Origin of the sequence: Bradyrhizobium sp. 44, from assembly GCF_023073095.1 — a bacterium.
Classification (GTDB): Bacteria; Pseudomonadota; Alphaproteobacteria; order Rhizobiales; family Xanthobacteraceae; genus Bradyrhizobium.
Genome location: NZ_JADPIY010000009.1, coordinates 51,519 through 78,446, shown reverse-complemented (window position 1 = coordinate 78,446; position 26,928 = coordinate 51,519). Strand labels below are relative to the sequence as shown.

The following is a 26,928-nucleotide window of genomic DNA, read 5'->3' as shown; positions in this document are numbered from 1 at the left end:
GTCACCGCATCTGTCGCGCTGGCTCGATCAGCTCTGGCCGCGGGCCTGAGAGCCGCTTGTGCATGTGGACCATGAAGGCCATGGCGAAGATCGGCGTCGCCAGGTTCACGATCGGGATTGAGACGAAGGCTGCGATGAACAGGCCCGCGGTGAAGATGGTTGCGGCATTGTCGCGCCGCATCGCCTTGGCTTCTTCCGGCGAGCGAAACCGCATCGCCGCGAGCTCGAAATATTCGCGGCCGAGCAGCCAGGCCGTGGCGAGGAAGAAGACCAGGAAACCGGCGCCGGCGAAAAGCACCAGCGGCAACGCGACCAGATAGACCAGGATCGTCAGCAGCGCGGTCTTGACGCCCTCGTAGATCGCCTGGCTGAACGGCAGCGCGACGCCCAGCCGCTCGGCCGGATAGTGCTCGCGCTCGACGATGTCGGCGACGTCGTCCACGAACAGGCTCGCCACCACCGAGGTAATCGCGGGCATCAGGAACACAGCCCCGAACACGACGCCGAGGCCCGCGGCGATCGAAATGATCCAGGACAGCACCTCGAGCGATGAGTGCCAGCCCGGACCGAGCAGGCCTTCCAGCCAGGCCTCGCCATAGGTCGCAAACCAGCTCAGGAGCCGCTGCAAGCCGATCGCCAGCACGATGATCAGCACCAGTGCGACGCCGATCGACCGCCACAGGATCGAGCGCATCGGCGGCGAAATCATTTGCGACAGCGCCTTGACGGCGGCATCCAGCATGGGAGTTCCTCTCACGACATCACCCGCGAGAGGTAGACACCCCGGGCCACTTCGGCAAGGGAGATCGGCGGCGCCGCTTATGGCCGGATTGACCGCTCGCATCAACGAAGCCACGATGAATTCGGCAAGACGGTTGCTTCATCAACCCGCTTGACAACACGCGGAACCAGCCGGGCAAAGGAACAGGCGCATATGGCGATGGAAGAATCGGCGGCCGGATTGCCGCTTGCAGGCGTCCGCATCGTCGAGATGACCCACATGGTCATGGGCCCGACCTGCGGCATGATCCTGGCACAACTCGGAGCCGACGTGATCAAGGTCGAGCCGCCCGCGGGCGACAAGACCCGAAGCCTGGGGGGCATGGGCACCGCCTTCTTCCCGTTGTTCAACCGCGGCAAGCGCAGCGTGGTGCTGGATTTCGAGAAGCCTGAGGATCGCGACACCATGCACCGGCTGCTGGCGACGGCCGACGTGTTCCTTGAGAATTTTCGCGACGGCCAGCTCGAGAAGCAGGGGCTTGGCGCCGACGAACTGCGCCGCCGGCATCCGGATCTGATCATCGCCGGCCACAAGGGTTTTCTCTCGGGTCCCTACGAGCACCGCCCCGCGCTCGACGAGGTCGTGCAGATGATGGCGGGCCTTGCCGCCATGACCGGCACCAGCGAAAAGCCGCAGCGCGTCGGCTCGTCCGCCAACGACATCATGGGCGGCATGTTCGGCGTGATCGCGATCCTCGCGGCGCTCTATCAGAAGCGCGGTGGAAAACGCGATGGCGCCGACATTCGCATCGGCCTGTTCGAGAACTGCCTGTTCCTGGTTGCCCAGCACATGGTCGAATACGAGATGACCGGCAACAAGCCGCGCTCGATGCCGGAGCGCGAGCATGCCTGGCCGATCTACGACATCTTCGAGACCGCCGGCGGCGAGCGCATCTTCATCGGCGTCGTCACTGAAGGCCATTGGCAGAGCTTTTGCCGCGAGTTCGGCCTGACTGAATTCCTCGATGATCCCGCCTTGCGCACCACGACCGATCGCATCCTGGCGCGCGGGCGGATCATTCCGCGCGCCGCCGGGATCATCAGGCAATGGGACGTGACAAAACTGTCGCAGAGGCTCGATGCGCTCAACATCTGCTTCTCGCCGATCAACCGTCCCGAGGATCTCTTCACCGACCCGCATGTGCTGCGGCCGGGTGGGCTCGTCAACAATGTCACCGCCGACGGCAAGCCGTTCCGGGTGCCGGCGCTGCCGATCGAATGGAACGGCAGCCATATCGGCGAAGGCCTGAAGGTCGCGCCGCTCGGCGCCGACACTGCGGCCGTTCGCGCCGAGATCGACACCGAAAGCGAAGACGTCACGTCAAAAACAACAGGGAGGCGCGGATGAGCCGGATTCAGGAGATTTACCCCGCAGAGCGCGTCAGCCTGCGCGAAGTCGGCCTGCGCGACGGGCTCCAGCTCGTGAAGAAAATTCCGTCGACCGACGCCAAGCAGCGATGGGTGCGCGAGGAATATGCCGCCGGCGTGCGGCATTTCGAGGTCGGCTCGTTCCTGCCGGCAAAGACGTTTCCGCAATTCGTCGATGTTCGTAATGTCGTCGCGACCGTCGCTTCATTGCCCGGCGCGCATGGCATCGCGCTTGCGCTCAACGAGCGCGGCGTCAACGAGGCGCTGGAATCCGGCGTCGGCGAGATCGCCTCGGTGGTCTCGGCAACGGAAGAGCACAGCCAGGCCAATGCGCACCGCTCGCGCGAGTCCGCCATCGCCAATCTGAAACGCCTGTGCGAGCTGCGCGATGCCACCAGCCACAAGCCGCTGGTCAACGCAGCGATCTCGATGGCGCTGGGCTGCTCGATCACCGGGGCGGTTGACCCTGCGGAGGTGCTGCGGCTGGTCGACAAATGCCTGGAGGCTGGTGTCGATTTCGTCGGCATCGCCGACACCGTCGGTTATGCCGGGCCGAAGCAGGTGGCGGAGCTGACGCGCGCCGCCGTGAAGCTTGCAGGGTCAAAGCCGATCTGCATCCATCTCCACGACACCCGCGGCATGGGCATCGCGAACGCGGCCGCCGCGCTCGACGAAGGCGCGCGTATCCTCGACGGCTCGCTCGGCGGCCTCGGCGGTTGCCCCTTCGCGCCCGGTGCGACCGGCAATGTCGTGTTCGAGGATCTCGTCTTCCTGTGCGAGAGCAAGGGTTTTCCGACCGGCATCGACTTGGAGAAGTTGATCGCGGTGCGCAGGATCCTGCGCGAGGAGATGCCGAACGAAACGCTGTATGGCGGCATCGCGCGGGCCGGGTTGCCGGGTGGGAATGCGAAGGCAGCTTAAATCCGCAAGCGGAATGCTCTTCCCTTCTCTCCTTGTGGGAGAAGGTGGCGCGAAGCGCCGGATGAGGGGTTTCTCTCCGCGAGCTCGAAGAGGAGTAGTCGCGGAGACATACCCCTCACCCGTCTCGCCGCTTCGTGGCGAGCCACCCTCTCCCACAAGGGGAGAGGGGAACGCACCGTCTATTCGGCAAATCTCCTCATGCCGGTGCGCCTGCTTCCGCGCCTTCGCCTGCTTACCGTCCCCCGTCGGAATCATCACCACACGGCCATAACGCACGCCGCGTTCGGCGATGATGTGGTCGGCGAAATGTCTGACCTCGGAGGCGTCGCCGCGCAGTGCCGTCATCTCCATGCAATTGGTGTCGTCGAGATGGACGTGCAGCGTCGCCAGCGCGAGGTCGTGGTGACCATGGAATTCCTGCACCAGGCGTTTTGAGAGATCGCGGGCGGCGTGGTCGTAGACATAGACGAGACCGGCGACGCAGGGCCCGGCCTGTGCGGTGTCCTCGCTGCTCTGTTGCAAGCCGGCGCGCGCGAGATCGCGGATGATCTCGGAGCGGTTCTGGTAGCCGCGCGCTTCCGCCGCAGCGTCGATCTCCGCCAGCAGATCGTCTTCGATCGTGATCGTAATTCGCTGCATCAAGATGCTCCCCCCGCGCTCGATGCCGTTTTACACGGATTCCGCGACGCTCACAGCCGCGTTGCCCGCAGCCGCAGCGCGTTCCCGACCACGCTGACCGAGGACAGCGCCATCGCGGCCGCGGCGATGATCGGCGACAGCAGCACGCCGAAAGTTGGATAGAGGATGCCGGCCGCGATCGGAATGCCTGCGGCGTTGTAGATGAAGGCGAAGAACAGGTTTTGCCGGATGTTGCTCATCGTCGCCTGCGACAGTTTTCGCGCCCGCACGATGCCGGTGAGATCGCCCTTCAGCAGCGTGACGCCGGCGCTCTCCATCGCCACATCAGTGCCGGTGCCCATGGCGATGCCGACTTCGGCAGCGGCCAGCGCCGGCGCGTCGTTGACGCCGTCACCGGCCATCGCGACGCTGCGGCCGGCCTTCTGCAGCTTCGTCACCACCGCGCTCTTCTGGTCCGGCAGCACCTCGGCCTCGACATCGGCGATGCCGAGCCTGCGCGCCACGGCTTCCGCCGTGGTGCGGTTGTCGCCGGTCAGCATGATGACCTTGATGCCCTCGGCCGCCAGTGCCTTCAGCGCCTCCGGCGTGGAAGCCTTGACCGGATCGGCGATCGCGAACAGGCCGGCAAGCCGGCCGTCGACCGCCATGTTGATTACGGTCGCGCCATCGCCGCGCAGCCGTTCGGCCTCGCCATCGAGCGCTTTGGTGTCGATGCCGATCGACGTCAGATATCTGGCATTGCCGAGCACGATGGTTTTGCCATCGACTTTGCCGGTCGCGCCCTTGCCGGTCGGCGAATCGAATTGCTCGACCTGGCCCAGCGCGAGCTGCTTCTCCTTCGCCGCGCGCATGATCGCGTCGGCCAGAGGATGCTCGCTGGCGCGCTCGACGCTGGCGGCCATGCGGAGGATGTCGTCTTCCGCAAAGCCGGCCGCCGGCACGATCGCGACCACCTTCGGCTTTCCCTCGGTCAGCGTGCCGGTCTTGTCGACCACCAGCGTGTCGATTTTCTCCATCCGCTCCAGCGCCTCGGCGTTCTTGATCAGGACGCCTGCTTGCGCGCCGCGGCCGACGCCGACCATGATCGACATCGGGGTCGCCAGGCCAAGCGCGCAGGGGCAGGCGATGATCAGCACGCTGACGGCGGCGACGAGGCCGAAGGCCAGCCGCGGCTCCGGCCCGAACCAGGCCCAGGCCGCAAAGGCAACGACCGCGACCGCAATCACCATCGGCACGAACCAGCCCGCGACCTGGTCGGCGAGACGCTGGATCGGCGCGCGCGAGCGCTGCGCGTCCGCGACCATCTGCACGATCTGCGACAGCAGCGTCTCACGGCCTACCTTGTCGGCGCGCATGATGAAGCTGCCGGACTGGTTGAGCGTGCCGGCGATCACCTTCGCGCCGGTCTCCTTGGTAACCGGCATGGATTCGCCTGTGACGAGCGACTCGTCGAGCGAGGAACGGCCTTCCAGAATGACGCCGTCGACCGGCACTTTCTCGCCCGGACGCACGCGCAGGCGGTCACCGGCATGAAGTGCGTCGATCTCGACCTCGTGCTCGCTGCCGTCAGCATCGACGCGGCGCGCGGTCTTCGGGGCGAGCTGCAGCAGCGCCTTGATCGCACCCGAGGTCGCGTCGCGTGCGCGCAGCTCCAGCACCTGCCCGAGCAGCACCAGCACGGTGATGACCGCCGCGGCCTCAAAATAAACCGCGACCGCGCCTTCATGGCCGCGGAAGGTGGCCGGAAAAATCTGCGGCGCGATGGTGCCGATCAGGCTGTAGACATAGGCAACGCCCGTGCCCATCGCGATCAGCGTGAACATGTTGAGGTTGCGCGTCAGCAGCGACTGCCAGCCGCGGACGAAGAACGGCCAGCCGGCCCACAGCACCACGGGCGTGGCGAAGACGAGCTGGATCCAGTTCGACAGCGTCGCATCGATCCAGTTGTGCGGGCCCGCGAGATGGCCGCCCATCTCCAGCACCACTGCCGGCAAAGCCAGCGCGCCGCCGATCCAGAACCGCCGCGTCATGTCGGCAAGCTCGGGATTGGGGCCGGTCTCCAGGCTCGCCACTTCCGGCTCCAGCGCCATGCCGCAGATCGGACAGCTTCCGGGCCCGGCCTGGCGGATCTGCGGATGCATCGGGCAGGTGTAGATCGTGCCCGCCGGCATCTCGGGCTCGGGTGTCTTCTCCTGGGCGAGATATTTTGCGGGGTCAGCGGCGAATTTGGCGCGGCAGCCGGCCGAGCAGAAATGGAAGGTCTCGCCGTCATGGTCGAAGCGGTGCTTGGACGTCGCAGGATCGACGGTCATGCCGCAGACGGGATCGCGGACTTTCGCCGCGGCGCCGTGGTCATGCGCGTGATCGCCGTGCGCGCCGCAGCAGGAGGCAGCGGCGGGCTTGTCGACCGGGGCAACTTTACTGGAACAGCCGCATCCGGAATGTGTTTCCGGCTTGTGATGGTGTTCGTGTTCGGCGTCGTTCATTGCCACGCTCCGGCCTTGCAAGTTATACCCTGGGGGGGTACATAGTCCGCATGCGCAAGGACATCAAGGCATCCGTCGGAAAACGGCTCGGCCGGATCGAGGGGCAGGTTCGCGGCCTCTCGAAAATGGTCGAGGAAGACCGCTATTGCATCGACATCGTCACGCAGATCTCGGCGGTGCGCGCCGCGCTGCGCCGGGTCGAGGAAGAGGTTCTGAAAGATCACGTCGCCCATTGCGTCGAACATGCGATCGCGAGCGGCGACAAGGCCGATCAGCGCGAGAAGATCGCGGAGCTGATGGCGGTGATCGGGCGGGCGGAGCGGTAGGTCGCCGTCATTGCGAGGAGCGTAGCGACGAAGCAATCCAGACTGTTCGGGCAGAGACGGTCTGGATTGCTTTGCTGCGCTCGCAATGACGATGTTGGAGGGACGGCTAAGCCGCCATCTCCAACGCGTGTCCCTGCGCGCGGTACTTTGCGAGATCGTTCAGCAGCACAAAATGCTCGGAGAAGGCAACGCTCATCTCCGCGGCCGCCTCACGCATCACTTTTTCAGCCGGAACCGGCGCCTCTTCGTCAATCGCTTCAGGAACGAGCGGCGGCGCACTGAACGTTTCTGGAAACACACCGAAGGTGCCGGCTACCTCCTCGAGCGGCTTCTGCTTGTCGGCCCAGTGCAAGGCGGTGTAGTCGAAGCCGTGCACGATGGTGGGTTTGACGACTTCGAAATAGGGCGAGATGTCGAAGTCGCGGGGCATGTAGAGCGAGGAATCGCGGATGTGCAGGATCTCGCGGCGGGCAGCACGGCTGCCGGCCTTGGTGATCTTCGGCAGGATCGGATAGCGCACGGCGTCGAACGCCTGCGCGATTAGCGCCGAGCAGATGATCTTGGTGGGATCGCCCGAGCCGATCGAGATCATGCGGCGCCGCCAGCGCTGCGGGATCGGCAGCGGAAACAGAAAGCGCATCAGGTCGACGATGTTCTTGGTGTCGTAGCCGAAGCCGATGCGGTTGATCGCATAGCGGCAGACCGTGGTGCGGTCCTCATAGGACAGCCCGACCGGGCGGCAGACGCGGGTGTGATAGGGGAAATATTTCGACAGCGGCGCGGAGGTGACGCCTTCGCCGATATTGGCCTCGATCAGCACGTGCGGCTCGCCGTCGGGCTCTTCCGCGCCCTCGATCGGGCCGACATAGAGTGCGCCGTGGGACCAGGTCGACTGCGTCAGATATTTGATGATGCCCGAGATGCGGTTGTTGCCCTCGACCAGCAGCACGTCGCCCGGCTCGATGACGCCGCGCAGATGCTCGGGGTCGCTCGGCGTGAACGGCTCATAGCCCGGCACCTCCTTCGAGAGGTACGCGGCAATCAGCTTGCCGACTGAATCAAGGACCGTCCCCATTTCAAAACTCCCCCACGGCCTTTTCCGGCCGTCTTTTTCTCTTCTCTACCATGGTCTGAACGTGTTGCAATTCGGTTCATCGCTCTGTGACATCAAGCACGATTGATTCACCATGATGGTTGCCGCGCAACATCAGATGCGGCAAGGTTCGCTAGCTGTTCCCGTTTGCTGCAAGTCTCCGGAAACCATGCCATGACAATCACGCGCCGCAGCTTCCTATCGGCATCGGCGGGCCTTGCCGCGACGCCGGTCCTGCGCGCAACCGCCGCAACCCTGCCGCGCGAGGCTGACATCGTCGTGATCGGTGCGGGCGCGGCCGGAATTGCCGCGGCGCGGCGCATCATGGCGGCCAATCGCAAGGTCGTGGTGGTGGAAGCTGCGTCGCAGATCGGCGGCCGCTGCATCACGGATACGACCACCTTCGACACGCCGTTCGATCGCGGCGCGCGCTGGATGCACAATCCCGACACCAATCCGATGATCCGGCTGGCGCGCAGCGCCGGGCTCGACGTTCTGCCGGCGCCGTCAGGCCAGAAGATGCGCATCGGCCGCCGCAACGCACGCGCCGGCGAGACCGAGGAATTCCTGGCGGCGCTGGTGCGCGCCAACCGCGCCATCGACGAGGCCGCGCGCGGCAAGCTCGATACCGCCTGCGCCTCGGTGCTGCCGAAGGACCTCGACGATTGGGCCGGCGCGGCCGAGTTCATGCTGGGTGCGGGCTTCGCCGGCAAGGACCTGAAGGAGTTGTCTGCGATCGACAAGGCGCGGGCACAGGATCGCAACGCCGCGATCGCCTGCCGCCAGGGCCTGGGGACCCTGATCACCAAACTCGGTGAGCAGGCGCCGGTCGCGCTGTCGACGCCGGCGAGCCGGATCGTCTGGAGCAATCGCGACGTCAGCGTGGAGACACAGGCCGGCAGAATCGCCGCACGCGCCGCCATCATCACGGTCTCGACCAATGTGCTGATTTCGGGCGCGATCAAGTTTGGGCCTGACATTCCCAAGCGCACGCTCGATGCCGCGTCAAAGCTTACGCTCGGAAGCTATGATCACATCGTGCTGCAGCTACCGGGCAATCCGCTCGGCCTGTCGCGCGACGACATCCTGATCGAGCAGAGCAATTCGACGCGCACGGCGCTGATGTTCGCCAATATCGGCGGTTCCTCGCTATGTTCGATCGATGTCGGTGGCTCGTTCGGCCGCGATCTCACCCAGCAAGGCGAGAAGGCGATGACGGCCTTCGCCAGGGAATGGATCACGAAGCTGTTCGGCAGCGAGGTCGCCGCCGCCGTGCAGAAAGCCAGCGTGACGCGCTGGAACGCCTCGCCCTTCGTGATGGGTGCGATGTCGGCGGCCTCGCCCGGCGGTCAGCTCTCGCGAAGAATCCTTGCCGAGCCGATCGGCAACATGTTCCTCGCCGGCGAAGCCACGCACGAGACGCTGTGGGGCACCGTCGACGGCGCCTGGGAAAGCGGCGAGCGGGCCGCGGACGCAGCCTTGCGCAAAATCGGTGCGCTGAAGGATGAGCCGACCGATGTCCCGACGCAGTCGACGAAGAAGCGCAGAGCGCCGCGGCCCAATTAATTCAGTCGTCGTCCTGGACAAGCGCAGCGCAGATCCAGGACCCATGGCTTGGCGAAGATTTGGGGTTATAAAAGCTGACCGGGGTAATGGGTCCTGGCTTTCGCCAGGACAACAAGGGATGGTTTACCGCAAAATCCCATCCAGCAGCGGCAGTCCCGCGATCACGGCTATCGCGATCAGCGCGTAGCAAATGGCGCGAAACACTTTCTCGCTAGCACGGCCGAACAGCGACGCACCGAAGGCGACGCCGATCGCATAGACCGGACCGACGATGAGCGAAAGCACCAGCGATTCGCGGCTGATCAGGCCGGTGGTCGCGTAACTGATCATCGAGAAGAAGTCCGACGCGCCGAAAAACAGCAGGATGTTGGCGCGCGCGACGATCGGGGCGATGGGGCGGCCGAGCCAGTAGCCGACGATCGGCGGGCCGCCGGTCTGGGCAAGGCCGCTGCAGAAGCCGGAGAGGCTGCCGATGCCGACCGAAAGCCAAGCGTGGTCCTTGCCGCGATAGCGCCAGCCCGACAGCAACAGAAGCAGCAGCGCGGCGACGAAGCAGGAGATGATCCATCTCGTCGTGACGGGTTCGAGCACGCTGAGGAAATAGGTGCCGACGGGGACGCCGACCAGCGCGCCCAGCACGATCACGGCGGTGGCCTTGCGGTCGGCCTTGCGCCAGGCGTCGGGCAGCAGCGGCGCGGCCGCGACGAAGTCGATCACGAGGAGCAGTGCGGCAACCAGACGCGGCGCCGCGATGCTGCTCGCCAGCGGCATGAAGATCAGGGCCGAGCCGAAGCCCGAGAAGCCGCGCGCGGTGCCTGAAACGAAAGCGACGGCGCAGAGCGCCATCGCAACGGTGAGGCTGACGTCCTTTGGAAGAAAGTCAGTGAGACTCATCCTCTAGATTTCTCGAGCATGATCATGCTCTCAAAGTGCCGCCGGTCTTCTTCGTCACCTCCGCCACGATCTTCGCGGCGACGGCCTCGATCTCCTGGTCGGTCAGGGTCTTTTCGCGCGGCTGGATCGTTACCGCGATAGCGATCGACTTTTTGCCATCGTCGATGCCCTTGCCTTCGTAGACGTCGAACACGTTCACGGCGGTGATCAGCTTCTTGTCGATGCCCTGAGCCGCGCGCACGATATCGCCGCTCTTCACGGTGCGATCGACGATGAAGGCGAAATCGCGTGAGACCGGCTGGAATGCCGACAGCTCGATCACGGGCTTGGCACGGGTCGGCTTCTTCTTCGCCTCGGGGATGCGGTCGAGGATCACCTCGAATACCATCAGCGGGCCGCCGGCACCGAGCGCCTCGAGTGCGCGCGGATGCATCTCTCCGAAATAACCCAGCACGTTCTGCGGCCCGATCTGGATCGTACCGGATCGCCCGGGATGCAGCCAGGACGGGCCGCCCGCGACGATCTGAAGCGCCTGCATCGGTGCCCCTGCGGCGGCGAGCACCGCGAGCGCATCGGCCTTGGCGTCGAACAAGTCAGCCTGCGCCGAACCCGACCAATGCCGTCCCAGACCTTGCGACGACGCAAAGCCGCGGCGGGCGCCGCTTGCCGCCATGAATTGATCCTGCGGCCGATCGCCCTTGAACACCTGCCCGACCTCGAACAGCGCGACATCGCCAAAGCCGCGATCGGCATTGGCCTGCGCCGCCGCGATCAGGCCCGCCAACAGGGTCGGGCGCATGTCGGACAAATCCGATGCGATCGGGTTGGCGACCTCGAGTTCGCGCTGGCCGCCGCCGAACAGCTTTGCGGCGGACTTGGTGATGAAGGACCAGGTCACCGCTTCGATGATGCCGCGGCTCGCCAGCGCGCGCCTGGCGCGGCGGGTGCGGAGCTGGAGCGGGGTCAGCACGGGTTTGCGTGCGTCCTCGCCGCGCTCGAACGGCGTCATCGGCACCTTGTCGACGCCGTGGATGCGGACGACTTCCTCGACGATGTCGGCCTTGCCGTGCACGTCGGTGCGCCACGACGGCACCGCGACCTTCACGACCGGGCCCGGGCCCGCCATCATGAAGCCGAGATGGGTCAGGATGCGCTTCATCTCCGGCATCGGCACTTCGATGCCCGAGAGCCGCTTAACCTCGGTGACCGGAAAATCGATCACGCGGTCGTCGCCGAAGGTCTTGCCGACAACGACGTTCTCCGACGGCGTGCCGCCGCACATCTCCATCACCAGTTTCGTCGCGAGCTCCAGCCCCGGCACCATGAAGGCCGGATCTACACCGCGCTCGAAACGATAACGCGCGTCCGAATTGATGCCGAGCTTGCGGCCGGTCTGGGCGATGTTGATCTCGTTCCACAGCGCCGATTCGATCAGCACGTCGGTGGTGGTCTCGTCGCAGCCCGAGGCCTCGCCGCCCATGATGCCGGCGAGCGATTCGACGCCGTGCTCGTCCGCGATCACGCAGATTGCGGGATCGAGATTGTAGCTGCGGCCGTCGAGCGCGAGCAGCGTCTCGCCGTCACGCGCGCGGCGCACCACGAGATTGCCCTTCACCTTCTTCGCGTCGAACACGTGCAGCGGCCGCGCGCGGTCGTAGGTCATGAAGTTGGTGATGTCGACCAGCGCGTTGATCGGGCGCAGGCCGATCGCGGTCAGCCGCTTCTGCAGCCATTCTGGCGACGGTCCGTTCTTCACGCCACGCACGAGCCGTAGTGCAAAGCCCGGGCACAGCGCGGCGTCCTCAACCGTGACCTTCACCGGGCAGGGGAATTCGCCCTTGATCGGCTTGATGGTGGGGTCCTTGAACTTGCCCATGTCGGCGGCGGCAAGATCGCGCGCGATACCATGCACGCCGGTGCAGTCCTGCCGGTTCGGCGTCAGATTGATCTCGACCACGGGATCGCCGAGGCCGGCCCATGCGGCGTAAGCAGCGCCGATCGGCGCATCCGCGGGCAATTCCATGATGCCGTCATGGTCGTTGGAAATCTGCAATTCAGCCGCCGAGCACAGCATGCCGCGGCTCTCGACGCCGCGGATGGTGCCGACCCCGAGCGTGATGTCCTTGCCGGGAATGTAGGTGCCGGGCGGCGAAAACACGCTGACGAGCCCCGCACGCGCATTCGGCGCGCCGCAGACGACCTGCACCGGCGCGCCACCGTCGCCGGTATCGACCATGCAGACGCGCAGGCGATCCGCATTCGGATGCTGCTCGGCGGATATCACCTTCGCGATGGTGAAGGGCTTCAGCGCCTTCGCCTTGTCCTCGATGTTCTCGACCTCGAGTCCGATCATCGTGAGCTTCTCGGCGAGCTTGTCCAAGGGCTCGTCGGTGTCGAGATGTTCCTTCAGCCAGGAGAGGGTGAATTTCACGAGCTCAGCCCTCCCGCGAGCGTCGGCACTTCCAGCGGCTTGAAGCCGTAATGGGACAGCCAGCGGACGTCGCTGTCGAACAGCTGGCGCAGGTCGGCGATGCCGTATTTCAGCATGGCGATGCGGTCGATGCCCATGCCCCAGGCGAAGCCCTGGTACTCGTCGGGATCGATGCCGCAGGCGCGCAGCACGTTCGGATGCACCATGCCGCAGCCGAGAATCTCGAGCCAGTCCTCGCCCTCACCGAAGCGAATCTCGCCCTTGTCGCGGCGGCACTGGATGTCGACTTCCAGCGACGGCTCGGTGAACGGGAAGAACGAGGGCCGGAAGCGCATGTTGATGTGATCGACCTCGAAAAACGCCTTGCAGAACTCGTGCAGGATCCATTTGAGGTGGCCGAGATGGGAGTGCTTGTCGATGACGAGGCCTTCGACCTGATGGAATTGCGGCGTGTGGGTCGCATCCGAATCGATGCGATAGGTGCGGCCCGGGCAGATCACGCGGATCGGCGGCTTCTGGCTCAGCATGGTGCGCACCTGCACCGGCGAGGTGTGGGTGCGCAACAGCATGCGGGAGCCGTCCTCCTTCGGATGGAAGAAGAAGGTGTCGTGCATCTCGCGCGCGGGATGGCCTTCCGGAAAATTCAGCTTGGTGAAGTTGTAGTCGTCGGTCTCGATATCCGGGCCTTCGGCGACCGAGAATCCCATGTCGGCAAAGATCGTGGTAAGCTCGTCCCAGACTTGGCTCAGCGGATGGATGCGGCCGGCCTCGGCCGGCGCATCGCGCAGCGGCAGGGTGACGTCGATGGTTTCCGACGCAAGCCGCGCGTCGAGCGCCGCCGATTTCAAGACGTCGCGCCGCGCGGCGAGCGCTTCGGTGACCTTGTCCTTGGCCTGGTTGATCGCAGCGCCCTGGGTCTTGCGCTCGTCCGGCGACATTTTTCCGAGCGTGGCAAGCAGCGCCGAGATCGAGCCCTTCTTGCCGAGGGCTGCGACGCGTACCGCTTCGAGGGCGGCCTCGTCGCCGGCGGCGGCGATCTGGTCGAGGATGGATGTTTCGAGCGTTGCGAGGTCGGACACGGTCAAATCCCTGCTGCCAAATTCGGCTGGGTTGTCGCCGCCCGAAGGCCGTAACGTCAAGCGAAAAGCCGGTCATTCGGGCTGACGAGCGGCTGGGTTGAACCTCGCGCGGGAGGCTGGCACCAAGGGGGATACGAGGAGGCTTTCGCGATGCTCTCAAGATCCGGTCTGGCTGCTCTCGCCGTCGTTCTCTTGGTCGCGAGCACCCCGGCGCGCGCCATGGTCTGCATGGAGAAATCCATGACGCTGGACGAGGTCGTCGACACCATCGCTGCCCAGAAGGGCTGCGAAAGTGCGATGAAGGTGTTTCAGGATTGCCAATTGACCGCGAGCGGCGATGTCCAGCTCGGCGCCGCCGTCGAGAAGAAATGCGAGGCGGACTTCATGCCCGGCCTCAACATTGCGCGGAAACGGGCTTACCAACGCGAGCTGCGCGTGTGCGACCGGAAGTACCGGAATAAATCCGGCACCATGTATCTGTCGTTCACGGCATTCTGCCGGGCGGAGATCGCCCAGCGCTACTCGCAACGCGCGCTGAAAGCCGGCGGAGCCGGCCGTTAGCGCGGGCGTGCTCAGGCCGCCAGAGCGGCCTTGGCCTTCTCGGCGATCGCCTGGAACGACGCGGGCTCGTTGATCGCGAGATCCGACAGCACCTTGCGATCCACGGTGATCCCGGACTTGGCCATGCCGTCGATAAAGCGGCTGTAGGTCAGGCCGAACGGACGCACGGCAGCGTTGATGCGCTGGATCCAGAGCGCGCGGAACGTCCGCTTCTTGCGCTTGCGATCACGGAAGGCATACACGAGAGCCTTCTCGACCGCCGGCTTGGCGGTGCGGATCGTGTTCTTGCGGCGGCCGCGGAAACCCTTGGCGGCCTTGTAGACTTTCTTGTGCTTGGCGTGGGCGGTCACACCGCGTTTGACGCGAGCCATGACAAATATCCTTCGAAAGATGACTTGATGTTCGGATCGCCGCGAAAGCTGCGGCGCGGGTGGCAATGATCGTGGACGCGATCAGGCGTTCGGCAAGAAGTACTTCTTGACGTTGTCGCCGTCGGTCTTGAACAGCACGGCGGTGCCGCGCAGCTGCCGGATCTGCTTCTTCGTCCGCTTGATCATGCCGTGACGCTTGCTGCGATGAGCGAACATCACTTTGCCGGTGGCAGTCACCTTGAAGCGCTTTTTAGCGCCCGATTTGGTCTTCAGCTTGGGCATTTGGCTCTCCTAATGGCCATAGAAATCCGCCCGCGAAGGCGGCTGGCCGTCAAAATGCTCGTTAGAGCGTTGATTGTGCTCAGGTTTTACGAACAAGCGCGAAACCCGCACGGACACCGCCACGGCAGCCCTTAATCAGCCGGGCAATGAAGGCTGGGCTTATGACAGAGGACGGGCGAATTGGCAACGATGAACCGGTGGAACCTAGCCGCCGACTATCCGGAATTGCTAACCTCATGTCCGAGCCGTGTCGCCCGGAGCAGGATTAAAATGCCCTATTTTTCCCAATCGCTTCCGTCTTTGACGGATGTCGCTCGTCCGCGCCGCCTGGCGCTGTTGGCCGTGCTCGCCATTGCTGCGTTTCCGTCGACTGCCGATGCTCGCATCCGCGGCTATGACGGCGTCTGGAACGTCACCTTCGCCACCACCCGTGGCAATTGCAGCTCCGGCTACAGCGTTCCCTTCACCGTCGCCGGCAGTCGGGTGTCGTCCGCCGGCGGTGGCCGGGTCTCCGGCAAGGTCAATCGCAGCGGTGGCGTCGCGGTCGAGGTTTCGGTCGGGGCGTCCCATGCCAGCGGCGGCGGCCGGCTCGCCGGCGCGGCCGGGACCGGCTCCTGGCACGGCATCATCTCCGGCGACCGCTGCAGCGGCATCTGGCAGGCGACAAGGACGTAATTCGAGCGAGCCATCTCCGCGATGGAGGTGCGCTCCCTCTCCCGCAAGCCGGAGAGGTCGCAGCGGTGCTCGCGGCTCGAATATCCGACAAAGAACAAAACGGCCCGCCGGAGATCCGGACGGGCCGTTGAATTCTTCAGCCTAAAGAACCGGCGTCAGCGCGGCGCCAAAACCATGACGACCTGACGGCCCTCGAACCGCGCGTCCTGCTCCACCTTGGCGAGCTCGGCGACGTCGGTCTTGATCTTGTCGAGCAGCTTGGTGCCGATCTCCTGGTGCGCCATTTCGCGGCCGCGATAGCGCAGGGTGATCTTGACCTTGTCGCCTTCTTCGAAGAACCGCTGCATGGCGCGCATCTTCACTTCGTAATCGTGGTCGTCGATCATCGGGCGGAGCTTGATCTCCTTGATCTCGACGATCTTCTGCCGCTTGCGGGCTTCAGTGGCTTTTTTCTGCGCGGCGTACTTATACTTCCCGTAGTCCATGATCTTGCAGACGGGAGGGCTGACGTTCGGCGAGATCTCGACCAGATCCATGCCGGCTTCCTGGGCCAAGCGGATAGCCGCGACGGTCTCGATGGTGCCCTTGTTGTCACCGGTCTGATCGATCAGCTGGATCTGCGCATTGCGAATATCGTCATTGATGCGCGGCCCGTCTTTGGCGGCAGTGGGCGGGGCTTTATTTGGACGGCGAATGGGTGGTTCTCCAAAGTTATGAAAAGAGGCGGCTATTTTGCAGGAAGATACGGTTGCCGGCAAGCAATCGCTCGTGCGGCGGTCGAAAAAGCCTCAAATGCGAGGCATTTTGGCCACGGCGGGGCACGCAGAGGGACATAGACACCTTGCTTCTGTTCCGCAAGCGTCCCAAAGGGCCAATGACGACGTCCAGCTGCGCTGCGGAGCACGTCCGGACAGCTCAAACCGCACAGCCAGAGTAAACGTTCCATGAATCACCCAATTCCCGATGCCGTGCTCGACTTCATCGATGTGGGCGAAGGCCCCTCCGCACGCCGGATCGCGGTGCGCCGCCGCGCGGCCCAAAAATCTGGTCAAGAATCTGGTCCAGAACCTGGTCAAGGACCGGGACTGGTCTGGCTCGGCGGGTTCAAATCGGACATGCGGGGCAGCAAGGCCGTGGCGCTGGACGACTGGGCCCGGGACCACGGCCGCGCCGTGGTCCGTTTCGATTATTCCGGCCACGGCGAATCCGGCGGCGATTTCGCCGACGGAACCATCGGGCGCTGGCTCGAGGAAAGCGTCGCGGTGTTCGAGCGGTTCTGCGCCGGCCCGCAAGTCCTGATCGGCTCGTCGATGGGCGGCTGGATGGCTCTCCTGCTCGCGCGCGAAATCAAAAAGCGGCAAGAGAAACAGCAAGCCAAAGCCTCGCTGGCGGGCCTGGTGCTGATCGCGCCGGCGCCCGACTTCACCGAGGAGCTGATGTGGAAGAATTTTCCGGCCGCGGTGAAGAAAGAGATCGAGACCAAAGGCGTCTGGCTGAGACCGTCGGACTATGGCGACGGCTCGCCCTATCCGATCACGCGAAATCTGATCGAGGAGGGGCGCAACCATCTCGTGCTCGGCAGCGCCATCGATCTCGGCTGTCCCGTCCGCATCCTGCAAGGTGCGCAGGATCCTGACGTGCCCTGGCAGCACGCGTTCGCGCTGACCCATCGCCTGCCGGCCGACGACGTCGTGCTGACCATGATCCAGGACGGCGATCACCGCCTCTCGCGCCCGCAGGACATCGCCCGCATTCTTGCCGCCGTGGCCGAGATCGGGTGAAGGTATTTTGCTCAGTGTCATCGTCCGCGAAGGCGGACGATCCAGTTCCAGAGACCGTAGTGATTGAAGCGAGAAGCCTCGGCGTACTGGATGCCCCGCCTTCGCGGGGCATGACAAGAAGAGGGAGAATCGCCGATGACCACCACCGCCATGCTGCGCGCCTTCTGCGACGCCGTCGAACAGCGCAATGGAAAAGCCTTCGCCAACCTGTTCACCGAGGACGGCGTCTATCACGACGTGTTCTACGGCGCCTTCGCCGGCCGCGAGAAGATCGCCGCGATGATCGACGACTGGTTCTATCGCACGGCGACCGACTTCCGCTGGGACATGCACGACCCGGTGTCAAACGGCACCACGCTCTATACGCGCTACACGTTCAGCTATCGCTCCACCTTGCCGGAGACGAATGGCGCGCGGGCGATGTTCGAGGGCGTGGCGATCATGACGCTTCGCGACGGCAGGATCGTCAGCTATCACGAGGTCGCCAACACGGCGCCGGCGTTTGTCGATCTGAAGTTTGCGCCGGAACGGATTGCGAAGATCGTCGCCAGGCAAGGCGCGGAGCTCAAGGCGCGGCCTGAGATGAAGCGGCATCTCGCCTAGCCGTCGTTCTTGCGCACCTACCGTTTCGACGGATTTACCATCGGCTTGCGCTGCGCCAGCGCGGCGACCGTGGCGGTGCCGATCGGGCCCGCTTCGTCGTAGAGCCAGCATTCGCCGATCGCGACACCGTCGGTGGCCTGGTGGTTCACCACCTCGAAGCCGATCCAGCTCGTCACCGGCAGGCGGTGCAGATAGATCGTAACGTCGCTGTTGATGTAGCCGAGCCCCTTGTCGCCGGCGTTCGCGAACGGACTGGCGAAGTCGGCGCCGGTGGCGACATGGACGAACGGCGTCATCGGCACGCCCGCGACCAGCTCGCGCACCTCGCTCATCCAGAGTTTTCTCGGCCCGAGCGAGCCCATCTGGCCGACAATCGGTCGCGTGGTCCATTTGCCGTTCATGCCGAGCCTGGGATCGGTGGGCTTGGGAATGTCGGCCGGCTTTGGCGCGTCCCAGTTCGGCGGCGACCAGACATTGCCGTCCGGATTCTGCGTTCGACGCAACAGCTGGCACGAGGCGCGCGCCATGCCGACGCCGCCGGAAAAGAACTCCGCTTCCACGACGCGGATGCGCATCCCGTCGCGCACCAGCCGTGTCGTCACCTCGATCGGCTTGTCGATGGTCGGCAGCCGAAACATATCCACGGTCAGCCGCGCCGGCACGAATTCGGGGCCGGAATGGCGCTCCTCGATGGCGAAGCCGAGAAGGCCGACGATGACGCGTCCGTGCAGCGATTTCGGATCCCACGGGCCGTTGGCGACTTCCGTCGGGTGGAAAGTGTCGCCGTCGCGGGTGAAGAAAGGCATGTTTGTCATGATGCGCGAGCTTGAAGGAACGTGTGGGGAAATCAAGGGTGGCGAGAGCGTGCCTGCTCGCCACAACAACAGGTGTCATCGCCCGGCTTGACCGGGCGATCCAGTACTCCGAGCTGGCAGTGATTGAATCGATGGGCCGCGGCGTACTGGATGCCCGCTTTCGCGGAGCATGACAGCGGAGGATTAGGGGGCGGTGCGCCACTCCTCACGCACGCTTTCGTCGCTCTCGCCAGCAATCGCATTCGTCCTCATCGCCTCGAACTCGTCTCGCGGCACCAGCTGCCCCAGCGCCCACACCGCAGCCCCGCGCACCAGCGCGCTCTCATCCTCCAGCAACCGCCGCGCCTCGTCCGCCAGTGCCGCATCGCCGGAGTTGCCGATCGCGATCAGCACGTTGCGCAAAAAGCGGTCGCGGCCGATGCGCTTCACCGGAGACTTCGTGAACAGCGCACGGAACGACGCGTCGTCGAGCCGCGCGAGCTCGGCGAGACCTGGCGCGCGCAAAGCGTCACGTGCGGCGAGCTTGGCCTCACGGCCCTCCTGCGCGAACTTGTTCCAGGGACAGGCGGCGAGGCAATCGTCGCAGCCATAGATGCGGTTGCCGATGCTTTTGCGAAATTCGCGCGGGATCGGTCCCTTGTTCTCGATGGTGAGATAGGAGATGCAGCGCCGCGCATCGAGCTTGTAGGGTGCGGGGAAGGCCGCGGTCGGGCAGATGTCGAGGCACGCCCGGCACGAGCCGCAATGATCGATCTCGGCGTCGTCGCGCGGCAGCTCCAGCGTGGTGTAGATCGCGCCGAGAAACAGCCACGAGCCGAATTCGCGCGAGACCAGATTGGTATGCTTGCCCTGCCAGCCCAGATGCGCGGCTTGCGCCAGCGGTTTCTCCATCACGGCCGCGGTGTCGACGAACACTTTCACTTCGCAAGGCGTCACCTCACGAGTTGCGGTCGCGACCAGCCATCGCGCCAGTGCCTTCAGGCGCTTCTTGATGAGGTCGTGATAGTCGTCGCCTTGCGCATAGACCGAGATCGCCGCGCGCGTGCGCTGTTGCAGGATCGCGAGCGGATCCTGATCGGGGCCGTAATTGACGCCCAGCATGATGACGCTACGCACGTCCTGCCACAGCCCGCGCGGATCGACCCGGCGCTCCGGCTGCGCGGCGAGCCAGTCCATGTCGCCATGGCCGCCGGATGCGATGAATTCGAGAAAATGTTTTCCGGCGCTCTCGATCGTGCCGGGCTCTGTGATGCCGATGCAGTCGAAGCCGAGCGCGCGGGCCTCGTTTGCCAGCGCCGTCTTCAGTTCGGTCGGATCGGAGTTCAGAAGTCGAGGTCCACGTAGGTCCGCGACGCCGGCACGCCGGCCAGCCATTCGCTCAAGAGCGGACGGAACGACGGGCGGGATTTCACCCGCGCGTACCAGGCCTTTGCCGCGTCGTCCTCGCTCCATGGCACGTCGCCCAGATAGTCGATCGCCGAGAGGTGCGCCGCGGCGGCGAGATCCGCGTAGCTGAGCCGGTCGCCGGCGAGGAAATTACGCGTCTGCGCCAGCCAGCCGATATAAGCCAGATGATAGCGCACGTTGGCCTTGGCGGCGCGCATCACGTCGGCCGAGGGCGGGCCGCCACCGTTGTCCTCGCTCATGAAGCGCTTGTAGATGCGCTCCGTGACGAGCGGGTGGGAGACTTCCTCGAAGAACTTTTCGTTGAACCAGGCCATCAGCCGGCGGACCTCGACGCGCTCGCCGATCGTGTCCGGCATCAGGCGCTTCAGTCCCATCTCGGAGCCATAGGCCTCGTCGACATATTCGGCGACGATCGCCGCGCCCGGGATCGGCGGCTGCTCGTCGTCCACCAGAACGGGCGTCGTGCCCGCCGCATTGAGCAGCAGAAATGCCTCACGCCGCTCCCAGCTGCGCTCTTCGATCAGCTTCAGCTCAAGCCCGTATTCTCCCGCGATCAGGCGGATGAACCGCGAATGCGGGCAGAACGGATGATGAAACAGCGTAAACATGAAGCCTTTGACTATGTGATGGTGCTTAAGAATCCATCAATGTTTGTGCGGCGCCACACTAGTCATTCAAAACCGCGAAGCAAGGGCGCGCCGCCGCATTTTGCGATTGCAGCAAGGGAGCGGATGGGCGAGAAGAGCCCCGCTTTTCCAGCCGAAATGGACCGTAAATATGTCAGATGCAATACGGGCAGTGATCCTCGGCATCATCGAGGGTGTGACCGAGTTCCTTCCCGTGTCCTCGACCGGCCATTTGCTGCTCGCGGAGCGCTTCTTCCATCTCGGCGAGGGCGCGTTCTGGGACTCGTTTACGGTCCTGATCCAGCTCGGCGCGATCCTCGCGATCGTCGTGTTGTACTTCAAGAAATTGTGGGACGTCGCGATCGGCATGTTCACGGGCGACGCCTATGCACGCCGCTTCGTGATCGGCGTGCTGGTGGCGTTCCTGCCCGCTGTCGTCGTCGGTCTCGTCGCCGGCAAGTACATCAAGAGCATGCTGTTCAATCCGTGGGTGGTGTGCTTTTCGCTGATCGTCGGCGGCGCCATCCTGCTCTGGGTCGACAAGCTCGATCTCAAGGCGCGCGAGCACGACGCCACCCGGTTTCCGCTGCTGATGTATCTCTATATCGGCATCGCACAGTGCATCGCGATGATCCCGGGCGTGTCGCGCTCCGGTGCCAGCATCGTCGCGGCTATGTTCCTGGGGGCTGACAAGCGCGCGGCGGCGGAGTTCTCGTTCTTCCTCGCCATTCCCACCATGATCGGCGCGTTCGCCTACGATTTCTACAAGAACCGCTCCGAGATGACGATGGACCACATGGGCATCGTCGCCATCGGCTTCGTGGTGTCGTTCGTCACCGCGATCATCGTGGTGAAGACGTTCCTGGAATACGTCACCCGCCACGGCTTCGTGGTGTTCGCGTGGTGGCGCGTGATCGTCGGCACGCTGGGCCTGATCGCGCTGGCGCTGGGGCGGTAGACCCGAACGTCAAACAACTGCAGTCCGGACGCTGAAGTTCGTCATGCCCGGATGACGGCGGGGATGGTTACGCGCTCTTGCGCTGGAATTGCCCGGCGGCGCGGAAGCGCCAGAGATATTGCGGGGCGATCGCCTCAAGCGAGTCGGGCGTGATGCCGAGGCCTTCCAGCGTCAGGCCTGCGGCCTTCGCCGCGTCCGACACGACATTGTCGCGCGCGAGCAGCGTGACCTGGTCCGGCGTCAGCTTCAGCGCGCCCGGCGCGAATTGCAGGAAGTTGGCCTTGAAGCGGGCGAGGCCAAACGGCAGCGGCATCAGCATCGGCTTGCGATCGGCAATCTCGAGAATGGCCTCGATGATCTCGCGCATGGTCAGCACTTCCGGGCCGCCGAGCTCGTAGGTTGCGCCCGCCTTGGCCTTGCCGTCGACGGCATCCGCGACCGCGGTGGCGACGTCGCCGACATAGACCGGCTGCATCTTGGTGTCGGCGCCGATCAGCGGCAGCACCGGCGACATCCGCGCCAGTGCGGCGAAGCGATTGGTGAACTGGTCCTCGGGGCCGAACATCACGGAGGGGCGGAAGATCGTCGCCGACGGCACCGCGGCCAGGACCGCGGCTTCGCCGGCCGCCTTGGCTCTGGCATAACGCGAGGGCGATTCCGCGTCGGCGCCGATCGCCGAGACGTGGATCAGCTGTGCCCCGGCGGCGGCCGCCGCCTTGGCGATGGTCTCGGCGCCCCTGGCCTGGACGGCGTCAAAACTCTGCGCGCCACCCTCGGCGAGGATGCCGACCAGATTGATCACGACATGCGAATCACGCAGTGCCGCCTCGATCGAGGCCGGATAGCGCACGTTGGCCTGCACGGTGTGGACCTGCCCGACCTTGCCGGAGGGCTGGAGGTACCCGGCCAGCTCCGGCCGCCGCACCGCGACCCGGACCCGGTAGTCGCGCCGGCACAGCGCGCGGACCACATTCCGGCCCAAAAACCCCGATCCGCCGAAAACCGTGACGAGCGTGTCCAGATTCGATGCCATGGGATCCATTCCTGGGGTCATTCCTGCGGGAAGAGTGCGTCTCGTCAGGCTTGTATCGGGCCGGTTTGCGATGCGCAATCCGCATCCCGAAGCGGGGTTCAAGCATGAATTGACAACCGCGTCACCGAACCGTAGTAACCGCCTCCGTGCCTAACCGGCATGCCCAGGTGGTGGAATTGGTAGACGCGCTGGCTTCAGGTGCCAGTGGCTTAACGGCCGTGAAGGTTCGAGTCCTTTCCTGGGCACCATCGCTCTTCTAAGAGCCTGATCTCCAAGGCTTTACAGCAATTTCAATGGCTTGACGCCTCCCAAATGGTACATTCGGGTGGTACAAATGCCGTTAGCCATGTCGCGTCCCTGGAAGCATCCGAAAACCGGAATTTATCAGCTCCGAAAAGTCGTCCCGGACGACCTGCGCAAGCTCGTCGGCAAGCGCGAGGAGAAGGTCAGCCTTCAGACCCGCGATCCCGCAGAGGCTAAAGTGCGGCATGCAAAGGCGCTCGCCGAGCTCGAAGCTCGGTGGGCCAACTTGCGCGCCGGGCCGAAACTTCTGACCGAGCGTGAGGCGCACCAGCTGGCCCTGGTCTCGTATGAGAGGTGGCTGGAGCAGCACCGCGACAATCCGAGTCAACAGACCAGCTGGGACATCGAACTGGGGGATCGGCTCTTTGGCCCACCCACGACCAGGGAGGAAAAAGACGCGGCTCGTGCGCAGTCGGTCGATTTCTTCTCTCCCGAGCCGGAGTTGTACAAGATCGCTCGAATGGAGCAGGCCTGTCTGGAAGCCGCGGACGGCTACCTGAGCGCTCAGGGGTTTTCCGAGGATTGGCAGAATCGACGAACCATGGCTCGCGCCATTGGGGCTGCCATACAGCGCGCCAGTCTGGTGCTAGCCAAGTTGGCAAAAGGGGAAACCGTTCCAGCGTTTCCCTTCCCGAATTTGTCTGTATCGCCGGCCGCGTCAGTCGCTCGCTCGCCAGGCCGAGCCCTTACATTCCAGGATCTTCTGGATGGCTGGGCGGCCGAGCGACGGCCAGTCGCCAAAACTATTTACGAATGGTCGCGCGTCATTCGGGAACTAGAAAAATACCTCGGACATACCGATGCCCATCGCCTGACCGCGGAGAACCTCGTGGATTGGAAGCGAGCATTGGTGGCCGCGGGATTGCGGGCGAAGACCATTCAAGGTTCGAAGTTGTCGCCAGTGCGGGCGATCCTGCAATGGGGGCTACATAACAAGCTGGTTAGCTCCAATGCTGCCGAAGGCGTTTCGCTGGATGTCAAAGCCAAACAAGGTGAGCGGAAGCGAAGCTTCACCGATGAAGAGGCAAAGATCATTCTTCGGGCCACCCTCTCGGAAAAGGATCCGGTCAAGAGGTGGGTACCGTGGATTGGTGCCTACACTGGAGCGCGGCTTTCCGAGATCTGCCAGTTGCGGCGCGAGGATATCCTGAGGGTCGAGGACATCTGGTGCATGAAATTCGCTCCGGAAGCTGGTTCGCTCAAGACGGTCGGATCGGAGCGACTTGTGCCTGTTCACACTGCACTTTTTGAGAGTGGCTTTCTCAACTTCGTCGCCGGGGTTAAGTCCGGTCCTCTCTTCGCCGAGCTTTCTCCCGACAAGTTCGGCAAGCGCGGTGGTAATGGGACTAAGATGATCGGGCGTTTTGTGCGTCAACTTGGGTTGAAAGATCCGCGGCTATCGCCGAGTCACTCCTGGCGTCATCGAATCAAGACGCTCGGACGAAAGCACGGGCTTGCCCAAGACATTCTGAATGCGATCACGGGCCATGGCTCGAAGTCCGTCGCGGATTCGTATGGTGAGTTTCCGGTAGACGCGCTTTTCAGGGAGCTTTGCAAGATTCCAGCACTCGCAATAACGGAGGCGCACGGCAAAGTCGCAGTCTAGACGAGTGGTATTCAGCGCGACATCGGCGGAGCGGGCTTCCGACTCCGAATCTGAAGATCTCCGTGCTGTCGATGAACTCCACGCTTTCGCCGGCGATGACCGCGGTTGGCATTTGATGTTCTTGCTCGCGCGGCTCGAGCGCCTGACAGGGCGCCATCTGCAGCGCATCGGGCTGACTGCAACCGTTGGCAATCCTAAGGAGCTCCTGAACCGCCGACGGAACAGCGTGAATAATCTCTCCGATCGGTTGCCATCCAAGTCGCTAATCGGTTGGCTCAGGAATTATCCGAGACCCGGCCCGAATTGCAGGGCAAAGGTTACAAGGTCCTCGTCACCGACGCAGAGGGCCAGCATGTTCACCAAGCGCCGCTAGACAAGTTTAAACTGGTTTAGCCGCGTCAACTGATCATGACACGGTTGCGGCCTGCATCCTTCGCCTTGTACAGGGCCGCATCAGCCCGCGCCAAAATGTCTTCTGGCGCGTCATTGGGTCGAACCTGCGCTATGCCTGCCGAAAAAGTCACTCGCAAGTCATCCGAAATCGGGTCCCAATCCAATTCTGAAACAATCTGCCGCAATCGGTCCATTGCCGAAAGGGCTTGATCCTTCGAGTTAAGCGGCATGACCACAAGAAATTCTTCGCCGCCGTATCTGCCAAGCTTGTCTATGGAACGCATGTTGGCAGCAAGCGTGATTGCAGAGCCTCGCAGAACCTCGTCGCCGGTTGGATGACCATAGCCGTCATTGATGCGTTTGAAAAAATCTATGTCCAAAATAGCAACCGCGCATGGCGTACCTGCACGTTGCGCCCGCGCCATTTCGTCATTCAAAGCGCGCATGATGTAACGCCGGTTTAGCACTCCGGTGAGTTCATCGATCTGTGCAAGCTCTTCGATCTTGGCGTGCGCAACCTTGAGTTCATTGCCGCGCTTGTAAAGTGCCTCCCGGAGAGAAGCGCCATAAAGACCAGTGAACGCGCACCTTCCAAGAGCGGTTACAAAGCACAGCAAAGCTAAATGCCGTTCTGCAAACGAGTGCATCGGCATGCCAATGGGCTGGTTAGTCAGCGTGAAAACGGCCGTGAGGCCAATTGCAGCATAAGCCCAAACGACTCCGGTCTGCCGTGCGGACATTCGTAAAGCACCGAAACCAAGCACCACGAAGATGATGGAGACAAAATACAATCCGACCTCAGGAATGAAATAGATCGCGACTAGTTGAATGCCTATGCTTCCGAGACTTTGCGGCACCGTGAGGTAGTGATCCTGGAAGCGGTCATTAAAGTGCATTTCTGACAGGATCAACGTTATTGCGGTCCACCCAACGCCTGCAGCGAGGTACCACGCTGAAGCGAAAGCCGGTGTGGTGCCGCTAAGGCAGTAGAGAAATAGGATAGCAGCATCCAGGATGAAGCTGACCATCTGCGCAAGGTACATCTGTCGCCGCAAGCGGGCGCGCTTCTCGACTCCCTTTTTGACCTCTGTGCAAGGCTCGACGATTGCCCGCTGGAATGCAGATTGCGCCATACCAAGTTATCCCGATCTTCCGTCAGGAAACCTTAAAGGCGTTAAAATTCAGAGCGGTGCCATTGGTTAGCAGAGGCTTAACGCACTCGGGCGGTGGGAGACGGCTGGCGAGCGGCAAGCGCAAGCCTTAGGCACGGGGGCAAGCAGTCCCTACCACTTTAAGGGCTTGAACCGGCCCATAGGAAAATTCACATATCCGCAAAACCACGATTCTCTTGGAACCAAGTAGTGCGACGAACTAGCCGGCCGTGTTCGACGCTTGGTCAACATCGCCAAGGTAGGTGACGCCTCCTTCGCCGTGATCCATTGCATCGAACTCTGCCATACCCGATCGCGCGAGCATGATTTTCCAAACAGCAACCAGGTCCTCATAGGCATCAAGAACGTGTACCGGCATACAAAGCGTTTCCCAAGCCGGGCCAAGATTATACCGTTTGCCGTCTAGTTCTCCGGCTTCTGCTTCGACCACTTCGTCCATTTCAAACGTTGCGGGCTTGCCGTGCGCAAAAATGTCCCTCAACTCCTTCATTGCTTGCACGCCCTTAAAGGGTCTCGACTGCCAATCAGGGGAAAACTCGAGCGCACCAAATACTTGCTTGATTTTCTCGTTCACCCGCTGTCGTTCGTTCCAAGGGTCGATCAGCTTCGCACCGAAAAAGTTGAGATGCGCTTCGAAAGCGAACGCAATCATTGTGGCACATGCCATACAATCAAAATAGATCGCGTCTTTCGTGCCGGAGTCCAATTTTCCCCGGATGATGGTTTGTAAATAGTGCGCCGCCCCATCAAGATCATTGT

Annotated in this window: 25 protein-coding genes, 1 tRNA gene and 1 pseudogene; 11 read left to right on the top strand and 16 right to left on the bottom strand. The window is 63.5% G+C overall.

The window, feature by feature from the left end:
• Position 1: 1 nt before the first annotated feature.
• Entirely contained in the window at positions 2-742 is a 741-nt protein-coding gene (locus IVB41_RS08425) for a sulfate transporter family protein (protein ID WP_247429357.1), read from the bottom strand.
• Positions 743-934: 192 nt separating this feature from the next.
• On the opposite strand from IVB41_RS08425, the gene IVB41_RS08420 reads away from it, so the two are divergent.
• Positions 935-2,128, top strand: a complete 1,194-nt coding sequence (locus tag IVB41_RS08420; RefSeq protein WP_247429354.1) for a CoA transferase — start codon at positions 935-937, stop codon at positions 2,126-2,128.
• On the top strand, positions 2,125-3,069 hold the full coding sequence (locus tag IVB41_RS08415) for a hydroxymethylglutaryl-CoA lyase (RefSeq protein WP_247429353.1): 945 nt from the start codon (positions 2,125-2,127) through the stop codon (positions 3,067-3,069). The genes IVB41_RS08420 and IVB41_RS08415 overlap by 4 nt, the downstream gene beginning before the upstream one ends.
• 195 nt (positions 3,070-3,264) lie before the next feature.
• Here the strand turns inward: IVB41_RS08415 and nikR are convergent.
• Both nikR and IVB41_RS08405 read right to left on the bottom strand, forming a co-directional pair.
• Positions 3,265-3,708: pseudogene (nikR, locus tag IVB41_RS08410) on the bottom strand (nickel-responsive transcriptional regulator NikR); the annotation flags it as partial.
• Between the two features lie 50 nt (positions 3,709-3,758).
• A complete protein-coding gene (locus IVB41_RS08405) occupies positions 3,759-6,194 on the bottom strand; it encodes a heavy metal translocating P-type ATPase (RefSeq protein WP_247429350.1) in 2,436 nt (811 codons plus the stop codon).
• A gap of 50 nt (positions 6,195-6,244) precedes the next feature.
• Here IVB41_RS08405 and IVB41_RS08400 point away from each other — a divergent pair, with 50 nt between their 5' ends.
• The gene (locus IVB41_RS08400; RefSeq protein WP_007598521.1) at positions 6,245-6,520 is read left to right on the top strand and encodes a metal-sensitive transcriptional regulator; all 276 of its coding nucleotides are present in this window, start codon (positions 6,245-6,247) and stop codon (positions 6,518-6,520) included.
• 106 nt (positions 6,521-6,626) lie between these two features.
• Here IVB41_RS08400 and IVB41_RS08395 read toward each other — a convergent pair whose 3' ends face one another.
• Complete coding sequence (locus IVB41_RS08395; RefSeq protein WP_247429347.1) at positions 6,627-7,595, bottom strand: YiiX/YebB-like N1pC/P60 family cysteine hydrolase; 969 nt, start codon at positions 7,593-7,595, stop codon at positions 6,627-6,629.
• Positions 7,596-7,787: 192 nt separating this feature from the next.
• Between IVB41_RS08395 and IVB41_RS08390 the strand changes: the two genes are divergently transcribed.
• Positions 7,788-9,179, top strand: coding sequence for an FAD-dependent oxidoreductase (locus IVB41_RS08390; RefSeq protein WP_247429344.1), 1,392 nt, complete (start codon positions 7,788-7,790; stop codon positions 9,177-9,179).
• Positions 9,180-9,302: 123 nt separating this feature from the next.
• Here IVB41_RS08390 and IVB41_RS08385 read toward each other — a convergent pair whose 3' ends face one another.
• Genes IVB41_RS08385 through pheS form a run of 3 tightly spaced genes read right to left on the bottom strand, consistent with a single transcriptional unit; the run spans position 9,303 to position 13,583 of the window.
• Positions 9,303-10,073 (bottom strand): sulfite exporter TauE/SafE family protein, encoded by a 771-nt coding sequence (locus tag IVB41_RS08385; protein WP_247285073.1) that lies wholly within the window; start codon positions 10,071-10,073, stop codon positions 9,303-9,305.
• 22 nt (positions 10,074-10,095) lie between these two features.
• Positions 10,096-12,504, bottom strand: coding sequence for a phenylalanine--tRNA ligase subunit beta (pheT, locus tag IVB41_RS08380; RefSeq protein ID WP_247429341.1), 2,409 nt, complete (start codon positions 12,502-12,504; stop codon positions 10,096-10,098).
• A complete protein-coding gene (gene pheS, locus IVB41_RS08375; protein WP_106944075.1) occupies positions 12,501-13,583 on the bottom strand; it encodes a phenylalanine--tRNA ligase subunit alpha in 1,083 nt (360 codons plus the stop codon). The genes pheT and pheS overlap by 4 nt, the downstream gene beginning before the upstream one ends.
• A 150-nt stretch (positions 13,584-13,733) precedes the next feature.
• On the opposite strand from pheS, the gene IVB41_RS08370 reads away from it, so the two are divergent.
• Complete coding sequence (locus IVB41_RS08370) at positions 13,734-14,144, top strand: hypothetical protein (RefSeq protein ID WP_247405098.1); 411 nt, start codon at positions 13,734-13,736, stop codon at positions 14,142-14,144.
• Positions 14,145-14,155: 11 nt separating this feature from the next.
• On the opposite strand, the gene rplT is transcribed toward IVB41_RS08370, so the two are convergent.
• Together rplT and rpmI are read right to left on the bottom strand one after the other, a co-directional pair.
• Complete coding sequence (gene rplT, locus IVB41_RS08365; RefSeq protein ID WP_007598538.1) at positions 14,156-14,515, bottom strand: 50S ribosomal protein L20; 360 nt, start codon at positions 14,513-14,515, stop codon at positions 14,156-14,158.
• Between the two features lie 81 nt (positions 14,516-14,596).
• Positions 14,597-14,797, bottom strand: coding sequence for a 50S ribosomal protein L35 (gene rpmI / locus IVB41_RS08360; RefSeq protein ID WP_007598540.1), 201 nt, complete (start codon positions 14,795-14,797; stop codon positions 14,597-14,599).
• A gap of 270 nt (positions 14,798-15,067) precedes the next feature.
• Here rpmI and IVB41_RS08355 point away from each other — a divergent pair, with 270 nt between their 5' ends.
• On the top strand, positions 15,068-15,472 hold the full coding sequence (locus IVB41_RS08355; RefSeq protein WP_247429338.1) for a hypothetical protein: 405 nt from the start codon (positions 15,068-15,070) through the stop codon (positions 15,470-15,472).
• Between the two features lie 155 nt (positions 15,473-15,627).
• Here the strand turns inward: IVB41_RS08355 and infC are convergent, their stop codons facing one another.
• Positions 15,628-16,167, bottom strand: a complete 540-nt coding sequence (gene infC / locus IVB41_RS08350) for a translation initiation factor IF-3 (protein ID WP_155809540.1) — start codon at positions 16,165-16,167, stop codon at positions 15,628-15,630.
• Between the two features lie 249 nt (positions 16,168-16,416).
• Between infC and IVB41_RS08345 the strand changes: the two genes are divergently transcribed.
• Positions 16,417-17,253 (top strand): carboxylesterase, encoded by an 837-nt coding sequence (locus tag IVB41_RS08345; RefSeq protein ID WP_247429336.1) that lies wholly within the window; start codon positions 16,417-16,419, stop codon positions 17,251-17,253.
• 135 nt (positions 17,254-17,388) lie between these two features.
• A complete protein-coding gene (locus IVB41_RS08340) occupies positions 17,389-17,856 on the top strand; it encodes a nuclear transport factor 2 family protein (protein WP_247429334.1) in 468 nt (155 codons plus the stop codon).
• Between the two features lie 17 nt (positions 17,857-17,873).
• On the opposite strand, the gene IVB41_RS08335 is transcribed toward IVB41_RS08340, so the two are convergent.
• From IVB41_RS08335 to IVB41_RS08325, 3 genes are all read right to left on the bottom strand, one after another.
• A complete protein-coding gene (locus IVB41_RS08335) occupies positions 17,874-18,671 on the bottom strand; it encodes an acyl-CoA thioesterase domain-containing protein (RefSeq protein ID WP_247285078.1) in 798 nt (265 codons plus the stop codon).
• A 183-nt stretch (positions 18,672-18,854) separates the two neighbouring features.
• Positions 18,855-20,045 carry a tRNA epoxyqueuosine(34) reductase QueG gene (gene queG / locus IVB41_RS08330; RefSeq protein ID WP_247429331.1) on the bottom strand — a complete coding sequence of 397 codons (1,191 nt, stop codon included), beginning with the start codon at positions 20,043-20,045 and terminating at the stop codon, positions 18,855-18,857.
• Positions 19,994-20,686, bottom strand: coding sequence for a glutathione S-transferase family protein (locus tag IVB41_RS08325; protein WP_007598553.1), 693 nt, complete (start codon positions 20,684-20,686; stop codon positions 19,994-19,996). Before IVB41_RS08325 ends, queG begins: the two co-directional genes overlap by 52 nt.
• A gap of 169 nt (positions 20,687-20,855) precedes the next feature.
• Between IVB41_RS08325 and IVB41_RS08320 the strand changes: the two genes are divergently transcribed.
• Positions 20,856-21,662, top strand: a complete 807-nt coding sequence (locus tag IVB41_RS08320) for an undecaprenyl-diphosphate phosphatase (protein ID WP_027566187.1) — start codon at positions 20,856-20,858, stop codon at positions 21,660-21,662.
• A 67-nt stretch (positions 21,663-21,729) separates the two neighbouring features.
• On the opposite strand, the gene IVB41_RS08315 is transcribed toward IVB41_RS08320, so the two are convergent.
• Positions 21,730-22,695: a complex I NDUFA9 subunit family protein gene (locus IVB41_RS08315; protein ID WP_247429326.1), complete on the bottom strand. Its 966-nt coding sequence runs from the start codon at positions 22,693-22,695 to the stop codon at positions 21,730-21,732.
• Between the two features lie 161 nt (positions 22,696-22,856).
• Between IVB41_RS08315 and IVB41_RS08310 the strand changes: the two genes are divergently transcribed.
• Both IVB41_RS08310 and IVB41_RS08305 read left to right on the top strand, forming a co-directional pair.
• Positions 22,857-22,943: transfer RNA gene (locus tag IVB41_RS08310), tRNA-Leu, on the top strand.
• Positions 22,944-23,029: 86 nt separating this feature from the next.
• Positions 23,030-24,604 carry a DUF6538 domain-containing protein gene (locus IVB41_RS08305; RefSeq protein ID WP_247429322.1) on the top strand — a complete coding sequence of 525 codons (1,575 nt, stop codon included), beginning with the start codon at positions 23,030-23,032 and terminating at the stop codon, positions 24,602-24,604.
• Between the two features lie 398 nt (positions 24,605-25,002).
• On the opposite strand, the gene IVB41_RS08300 is transcribed toward IVB41_RS08305, so the two are convergent.
• Together IVB41_RS08300 and IVB41_RS08295 are read right to left on the bottom strand one after the other, a co-directional pair.
• A complete protein-coding gene (locus tag IVB41_RS08300; RefSeq protein WP_247429319.1) occupies positions 25,003-26,130 on the bottom strand; it encodes a GGDEF domain-containing protein in 1,128 nt (375 codons plus the stop codon).
• 238 nt (positions 26,131-26,368) lie between these two features.
• Positions 26,369-26,821: a hypothetical protein gene (locus IVB41_RS08295; RefSeq protein ID WP_247429316.1), complete on the bottom strand. Its 453-nt coding sequence runs from the start codon at positions 26,819-26,821 to the stop codon at positions 26,369-26,371.
• Positions 26,822-26,928: the final 107 nt, after the last annotated feature.

Coding starts and splice junctions, on each gene's coding strand:
- queG (WP_247429331.1), bottom strand. CDS start 20,045: ATGGCTGGCCGGCGTGCCGGCGTCGCGGACCTACGTGGACCTCGACTT.
- IVB41_RS08370 (WP_247405098.1), top strand. CDS start 13,734: ATGCTCTCAAGATCCGGTCTGGCTGCTCTCGCCGTCGTTCTCTTGGTC.
- IVB41_RS08325 (WP_007598553.1), bottom strand. CDS start 20,686: ATGTTTACGCTGTTTCATCATCCGTTCTGCCCGCATTCGCGGTTCATC.
- IVB41_RS08345 (WP_247429336.1), top strand. CDS start 16,417: ATGAATCACCCAATTCCCGATGCCGTGCTCGACTTCATCGATGTGGGC.
- IVB41_RS08395 (WP_247429347.1), bottom strand. CDS start 7,595: ATGGGGACGGTCCTTGATTCAGTCGGCAAGCTGATTGCCGCGTACCTC.
- rplT (WP_007598538.1), bottom strand. CDS start 14,515: ATGGCTCGCGTCAAACGCGGTGTGACCGCCCACGCCAAGCACAAGAAA.
- IVB41_RS08335 (WP_247285078.1), bottom strand. CDS start 18,671: ATGACAAACATGCCTTTCTTCACCCGCGACGGCGACACTTTCCACCCG.
- IVB41_RS08425 (WP_247429357.1), bottom strand. CDS start 742: ATGCTGGATGCCGCCGTCAAGGCGCTGTCGCAAATGATTTCGCCGCCG.
- IVB41_RS08385 (WP_247285073.1), bottom strand. CDS start 10,073: ATGAGTCTCACTGACTTTCTTCCAAAGGACGTCAGCCTCACCGTTGCG.
- IVB41_RS08400 (WP_007598521.1), top strand. CDS start 6,245: ATGCGCAAGGACATCAAGGCATCCGTCGGAAAACGGCTCGGCCGGATC.
- IVB41_RS08340 (WP_247429334.1), top strand. CDS start 17,389: ATGACCACCACCGCCATGCTGCGCGCCTTCTGCGACGCCGTCGAACAG.
- IVB41_RS08295 (WP_247429316.1), bottom strand. CDS start 26,821: ATGATTGCGTTCGCTTTCGAAGCGCATCTCAACTTTTTCGGTGCGAAG.
- IVB41_RS08320 (WP_027566187.1), top strand. CDS start 20,856: ATGTCAGATGCAATACGGGCAGTGATCCTCGGCATCATCGAGGGTGTG.
- IVB41_RS08415 (WP_247429353.1), top strand. CDS start 2,125: ATGAGCCGGATTCAGGAGATTTACCCCGCAGAGCGCGTCAGCCTGCGC.
- IVB41_RS08355 (WP_247429338.1), top strand. CDS start 15,068: ATGCCCTATTTTTCCCAATCGCTTCCGTCTTTGACGGATGTCGCTCGT.
- rpmI (WP_007598540.1), bottom strand. CDS start 14,797: ATGCCCAAGCTGAAGACCAAATCGGGCGCTAAAAAGCGCTTCAAGGTG.
- IVB41_RS08390 (WP_247429344.1), top strand. CDS start 7,788: ATGACAATCACGCGCCGCAGCTTCCTATCGGCATCGGCGGGCCTTGCC.
- IVB41_RS08420 (WP_247429354.1), top strand. CDS start 935: ATGGCGATGGAAGAATCGGCGGCCGGATTGCCGCTTGCAGGCGTCCGC.
- IVB41_RS08305 (WP_247429322.1), top strand. CDS start 23,030: ATGCCGTTAGCCATGTCGCGTCCCTGGAAGCATCCGAAAACCGGAATT.
- IVB41_RS08300 (WP_247429319.1), bottom strand. CDS start 26,130: ATGGCGCAATCTGCATTCCAGCGGGCAATCGTCGAGCCTTGCACAGAG.
- IVB41_RS08405 (WP_247429350.1), bottom strand. CDS start 6,194: ATGAACGACGCCGAACACGAACACCATCACAAGCCGGAAACACATTCC.
- IVB41_RS08315 (WP_247429326.1), bottom strand. CDS start 22,695: ATGGCATCGAATCTGGACACGCTCGTCACGGTTTTCGGCGGATCGGGG.